The sequence below is a fragment of the Sphingomonas populi genome (genome assembly GCF_004208535.1).
In the GTDB taxonomy this organism is placed as follows: domain Bacteria; phylum Pseudomonadota; class Alphaproteobacteria; order Sphingomonadales; family Sphingomonadaceae; genus Sphingomonas; species Sphingomonas populi.
The window spans coordinates 1-5,305 of sequence record NZ_SGIS01000094.1 but is presented as its reverse complement, the minus strand read 5'-3'; the positions used below and the strand labels follow the sequence as shown (position 1 = coordinate 5,305).

The window sequence follows — 5,305 nt, the reverse complement described above, 5'->3', positions numbered from 1 at the left end:
CCCGCGTTCCCGCACCAGCTTCACCGCCTCGAGCTTGAACTCGCGGCTGAACTTCCGTCGTTGCATCTCCATCCTCCGGTTCCAAAAACACCTTATCTCGGTGTCCACGGAAGCGGCAGCAGCTCAGGCGATGTGGTTTACGCGGATGCCGACTTGCCGAGCGTCATAGGTTTCGCCCTCGGGCGTCGTGCCCGCCCCCCATACGAGATCGCAGGTATAGCCGGCGGATAGCTGGCGCGCGCCGGAATCGATGCTGGCGATGGCATCGGCATCCGCAACCATCATCGGCACGCGCAGGAAATCGCCGTCCTTCTGGATCGTGTCGCCAGTCCAGCCGACCGCTGTGCCCTTCCAACGCGAGGCGTCCACGCTATCGGCCGGGTGGTCGAGCGTGATCGGCTTATGCGCGACCGACGCCATTGCGGCGGCGGCGAACACCTCGGACGGCGCGCGATAGATGCGGACGGTTGGCATCTCAGGCTTTCCGACCTCGCGGCCCGAATAGACTTGGATGCTAGTGCGGGCGATCCGAGCGTCTGCCGCCAGATACTTGTCCGCCGTGCGATGGGTGCCGCTGATCGTGGCGCGGTCGGTGAAGGTCATGCTCATGCGCTGAATATGCTGATCGGCCGCGTGCATTTTTACTGCCATCAGACAGCAGCAAGGGTGTCGGTTGAAGCGACACCCTTCTCGTCGGCGTCGATAACCGCTGCACGGCGCAACAAGCGGTCAATCGGCCAGCCTTGGGTTGTTTCCGGTTTCGGAATAAACCTCGCCTCAAAGTGAGAGGAAGGCTGCTACGTGGGTGCTGCGTGGGTTCACATATCAAGGAAGCACGCCACAGATAAAATAAATTATTGATACATAACGGATTATATACAAAGACCCTCAGATTGGTGATTGGAGGCGCAGAACTTTCCCTCATTTTTGAGGGGCTGTGCCGGGTGGCTTTGGCGTCTGGCTAAGCACATATCGTTTGCGTCGAGCGCGCCCAGCGACCGCGCGTTGCGCTTCACGGTAGCGCTTCCTCGCCAAGATCATCTCATCCCTCCCACATTCGTCGATCCAGCGAGCGATTGTGCGCCCGTTGGCACGCCACTCCGCCTCCGCGCCGTTCACGCCCCAGCCGAATTGAGGCCACCGCTCCACGAAGTCATGGGGCACCTCTCGGTATGGCCTGCGCACGGGGGCGGCATCATCCTCGCCCGCGCGCGTAGCTGCCACGTCGATAGAACAGACACGGCTTTCCTGATCTTCCATCATCAAAACTCCACATCGTCAGGTTCGTCGGCTGCACGCGATGCCCAAGGCTTTTCGAATGCCGAGAAGTCGATCGGGCTTCTCCCATTGCCCGGCGCGGAGGCCTCAAGGCCCGCGCCGGGTATATTTATATATGGGGGGGTAGCCGCACGCGGGGTCTGCGCAGTGTTTTCAATGTCTTGCGTAGGGGGTGCGCGCAGGTCGTCGCGGGGGGTGGCCGCAGGGGGGTCGACGCACTCCGAAGCGAGCTTGAGACCGTGTTTCCAGTGCCGGTTTCCGTCCTGCCAAAGCTGTTGGTTTGCGCGGATCTGCCCAAGGTGGAGCAGGCGTTCCATCGCCTTTTCGAACTGCTTTTCTTTCATCCCCTCGGCCTCGGCCATGCCGGCGAACTTGCGGGGAGCGTAGTTCGTGCCCTTGATGTGGCCGGCTGTCTCGCGGCGTGCAGTCACCGCCGCCAGACACTTCAGGAACCGCGCATTGGCCGCGTTGGCGGCGGTGATCTCCGCGATTTGCTGCGCCATTCCGGGCGTGAGATCTGCATCGCGCACCAAGGCAAAGTCATGCCAGCGGAAGGTGATGTCTTCACCAGCGCGAGCGTAGTTCGCCTTTCCGAGAGACATGCGGCGGACATCGGGGTCTTCGTCGGCGCGTTCCATTAGCACTTGCGAACGCACCGCGTTGAGCCATGCCGTACTGCCGGAATAGGCGTCTCCAGCCTTGTTCCGGTGCGCTATCAGCAGGATCGTGACGGCGAGGTCGCCGCATAGCTGGTACAGCAGATTGATGAAGGCGGTGACATTGCTGCGGTCGTTCTCATTCCCCGCGAAAAGGTGCGCGACGTTGTCGAGTGTGACGAGCTTCGCGCCGGTTTGTCGGATCGTCTCGCGCAGCATCCTGTAAGCTGGCGCCGGCCTCATCTTGCCGTCGCCCTCAAAGGTGGCGAGTTCGTTATTCAGCCGCCCGCGCAGGCTGGCGATGTGTAGGCGCCCGCTCAGATCATCAAGTGTCGTCCCGATGGCGTGCGCTATCTTGGCAATTCGCCAATGGTTCTCGCGCTGGTCGTCCTCGGCGGTGATGTAGAGGGCGGGGCTAGGCACGACGTCCATACCGAGCATTTGCTTGCCTGCCGCCGCGCACGCGCTGATCTGAAGCGCCAGCGTCGACTTGTTCGTGCCGCCGTCGCCTGTGATGATGACGACATCATCGCGGGGAATGTAGGGCGCCATGACAAAAGCCTTCGGCGTCGGCGCGGTCCGCGCCCACAATGTCAGGTCAGCCAGTTCGAACGCTTCGGGCGGCGTTTCCTCGTATATGCCGGCATCGGCGCCGAAATCGTCGTGCTGCAACGTCCGTGTCATGCCGGGTCCCGATGTGGACGTCATTCGAGCCTCAATGTTTCCGGCTCATCGGCCCAATCGGTGCCGAGATCCTTGGGGATGTGGACAGCGCAGGCGATCGGTGCGCGCTGGTTCGTGAGGCGGCGGGCCAGCGCATAGGAAACCGCCTGCCCGGTAAAGCTGCGGTCGTGATCGCCGAAGATATCGACGGCGGACACACCGGGCGGCGGCGTCCACCGATCCACGCCGCCGGCGGTGATAGCGGACCAGCACGGCACGCCGAAGCGGATCGACGCCTTGATGGCGGTTTCTATCCCTTCAGCGATGCCGAGCCGATCGCCAGCCGGCGCAAGGCGAATGGCTGCGCCCGGCGGCACCGGGCCGGGCATCATCGCCCGGTAGGCTTTGCGGCCTTCGCGAAGAAAGGTGCGGTGGACGTTGACGCCCCGACCGGCCGCGTCGGTGACGCGCGCGACCATAGCCGGCAGATGGCCCGCATCGTGGTTCGCTGCTTTAAGCCTCGGAACGAAGCGCAGCGCGCCGGCCTGCGCGAGATCAGCCGACCATGCGCCACGCGATCGAAGATAGTCTTCGGCCATCGTGCCTGCGATCGGGAACGATGCAGTCCAGACCGCACGCGCCGCGGCGATGCACCTATCATCATCACGCACCGGCTTGCCCGGAACCGCGCTGCATCCTGGGATCAACTCCCGGACGCGCGCTGCCATCTCGACGAAGCTCAGCCCTGACACAGCCATTGCGAGCCGTGCGCCGTCTCCGGCGCCGCACATATTGCAATACCACGTTCCGTTGCCTTCGAGATCATCGAAGCGAAAGCGATCCTTCCCGCCACAAACAGGGCAGGGGTGTTGCTTGCCGTCGAGCGATCCGGTGGGGACGGCGAGAAGCGGCAGAATTGCGCGCCACCGCCCCCGCGCTTGTTCGCGCAGCTCGGGTTTTGCGAGGCGCGTCATCGAGGCGTCCTCCGCCCGCCGCGTTTCATCGGGATTGGCACGTCACCAACCGCAGCCCGATAGAACGCGGGCAATCCGGTCCGTTGCGAATAATCGCGCGCGGAGTCGATGACGAGTTCGCGAGATCCATACTCGCAACGGGTGCCGAGCGGCTGGCCTTTCCAGCGGTACAGCCGCCAGACCCAATAGTTGTTTTCCGCCGGTTCAACGATGATCGCATGCGAAATGCGCAGCCGCATCTGGATCACGTTGCCGGTACGGGCGGACACAAGGCTCATTGCCGCACCGCCCCGACGCCGATCAGGGCGCCAAGTTCTTCCGACATGATCTCGGAAACCTGCTGGAACATCGCGTCAGTCATGACGCGCCTCCGCAAATGCGAGAGAAGCGATCAGGTGCGCTCGCTGGCACGGAAGGCCGAACACTTGCGAGAGGCGTTGCGCTTGGCGCTGGATCAGATTATATTCGGTATCGTTGCTGTTGATGAAATTTGCGGGGGTCGGGACTGTGGCGGTCCCGGACTTTCGCTTTTTCGCTCTAGATGCCCGCGCCGTTGATGATGCCATGACCGGTCACGCTGCGATCGACTGCGAAGTGCTGGACACGACACGAGCCGCCATCCACGCATCGAGATCGGCAACGCGGTAACGCACCGCGCGACCAAGCTTCAAAAATTGAGGCCCGCTGCCAGTTAGGCGCATCTTCTCAAGCGTCGACGCAGCGAGGCCGGTGTAGGTGGACGCGCTTTCCGTCGTCAGGTTTCCCGAAGTCATTTAATCCTCCTCGTGTAACGCCGTGTTGCTCAGCGTGTGACGGAAGGTGACCGTTCGGATTACGGCGGACTAGGATGCGCAAATGGCGCAACGCAATTTCAAGTGGCGCAATTCTTCACCCTGTAATTAGGGTACGAATTGCGCCACTTGTCAGTTCTCGCTCGGCAATTGCGCCATCGCAGAAATCCAAGCGTTCAGCGCGCCACGAGCATCGGATGCGGCATTGCGAAGGTCGGGTGGTGACCGATCTCCGGCCGCTTCATATTCGGCCAGGAGCCATCTTCCTAACTCCTCATCCTTTTCTCGAGCGGCGATCTGCGCGCCTTCCCTAACGGCTCGCGCCAGAAATGCCGCGATTGGAGCGCCGTGTTGCCGCGGACGTCGGCCTCGCCTGCTTCCATTGCTTGCCGGGGCGAGGCGCACGATCTGGCTGACGCGGTGCGGGTCGGCGGACTTTACCGCTGACAGTTGAGAAGTGATCGCGGAAGATCGAAGTCGCGTCTCCTGCTTTTCTTCCTCCTCTAATTCGCGAGCTTGGCGCGGCCTCATCGCGGCAATCTCATCCCACAAAAAAACAAACCCGGAGAAGGTTACAGAGTAAGGATGGTCGGGTGATTCGGCATGTGCTTCCAGACCATAATCCCACTCAAGCGATACCCCATCAGCAAACTGCGCGGGATCTATGGCTTCAAGTACTACTTCGTGACGAGACGCTATTTCGCTTGCACTACGGACGTAAACGCAACGAACATGGCCGCGCTCAATTGCGGACTCGAGAAGTTCTTGGGCTAGATCGTCCTTTCCTGATTCCGTCGCGACATCCTCCGCCCACATGCTAGTGGATTGATCGTGACGGATGAGTCCTTTTGAGGATTCCGCCTAGCGCTGCATTGTGCGACCAAGGGGTATGCGTAGCGGTATCACCTTCGTCGTCACGGCACCGGATCGGGCGCGGCTTGAG

At 61.9% G+C, this 5,305-nt stretch carries 6 protein-coding genes; all 6 read right to left on the bottom strand.

The window, feature by feature from the left end; all coding sequences use genetic code 11:
• Positions 1 to 123: 123 nt before the first annotated feature.
• The 6 genes from EWE75_RS23725 to EWE75_RS23700 all read right to left on the bottom strand — a co-directional run bounded on the left by EWE75_RS23725 (position 124) and on the right by EWE75_RS23700 (position 5,178).
• Positions 124 to 639 (bottom strand): DUF2213 domain-containing protein, encoded by a 516-nt coding sequence (locus EWE75_RS23725; protein WP_165388519.1) that lies wholly within the window; start codon positions 637 to 639, stop codon positions 124 to 126.
• Between the two features lie 623 nt (positions 640 to 1,262).
• Positions 1,263 to 2,618 carry an AAA family ATPase gene (locus EWE75_RS23720; protein WP_165388518.1) on the bottom strand — a complete coding sequence of 452 codons (1,356 nt, stop codon included), beginning with the start codon at positions 2,616 to 2,618 and terminating at the stop codon, positions 1,263 to 1,265.
• Between the two features lie 20 nt (positions 2,619 to 2,638).
• Positions 2,639 to 3,571, bottom strand: a complete 933-nt coding sequence (locus tag EWE75_RS23715) for a DUF7146 domain-containing protein (protein ID WP_130160515.1) — start codon at positions 3,569 to 3,571, stop codon at positions 2,639 to 2,641.
• Positions 3,568 to 3,849 (bottom strand): hypothetical protein, encoded by a 282-nt coding sequence (locus tag EWE75_RS23710; RefSeq protein ID WP_130160514.1) that lies wholly within the window; start codon positions 3,847 to 3,849, stop codon positions 3,568 to 3,570. The genes EWE75_RS23715 and EWE75_RS23710 overlap by 4 nt, the downstream gene beginning before the upstream one ends.
• Positions 3,850 to 4,143: 294 nt before the next feature.
• Entirely contained in the window at positions 4,144 to 4,344 is a 201-nt protein-coding gene (locus tag EWE75_RS23705) for a helix-turn-helix transcriptional regulator (RefSeq protein WP_130160513.1), read from the bottom strand.
• 150 nt (positions 4,345 to 4,494) lie between these two features.
• Positions 4,495 to 5,178: a hypothetical protein gene (locus tag EWE75_RS23700; RefSeq protein ID WP_130160512.1), complete on the bottom strand. Its 684-nt coding sequence runs from the start codon at positions 5,176 to 5,178 to the stop codon at positions 4,495 to 4,497.
• Positions 5,179 to 5,305 lie beyond the last annotated feature (127 nt).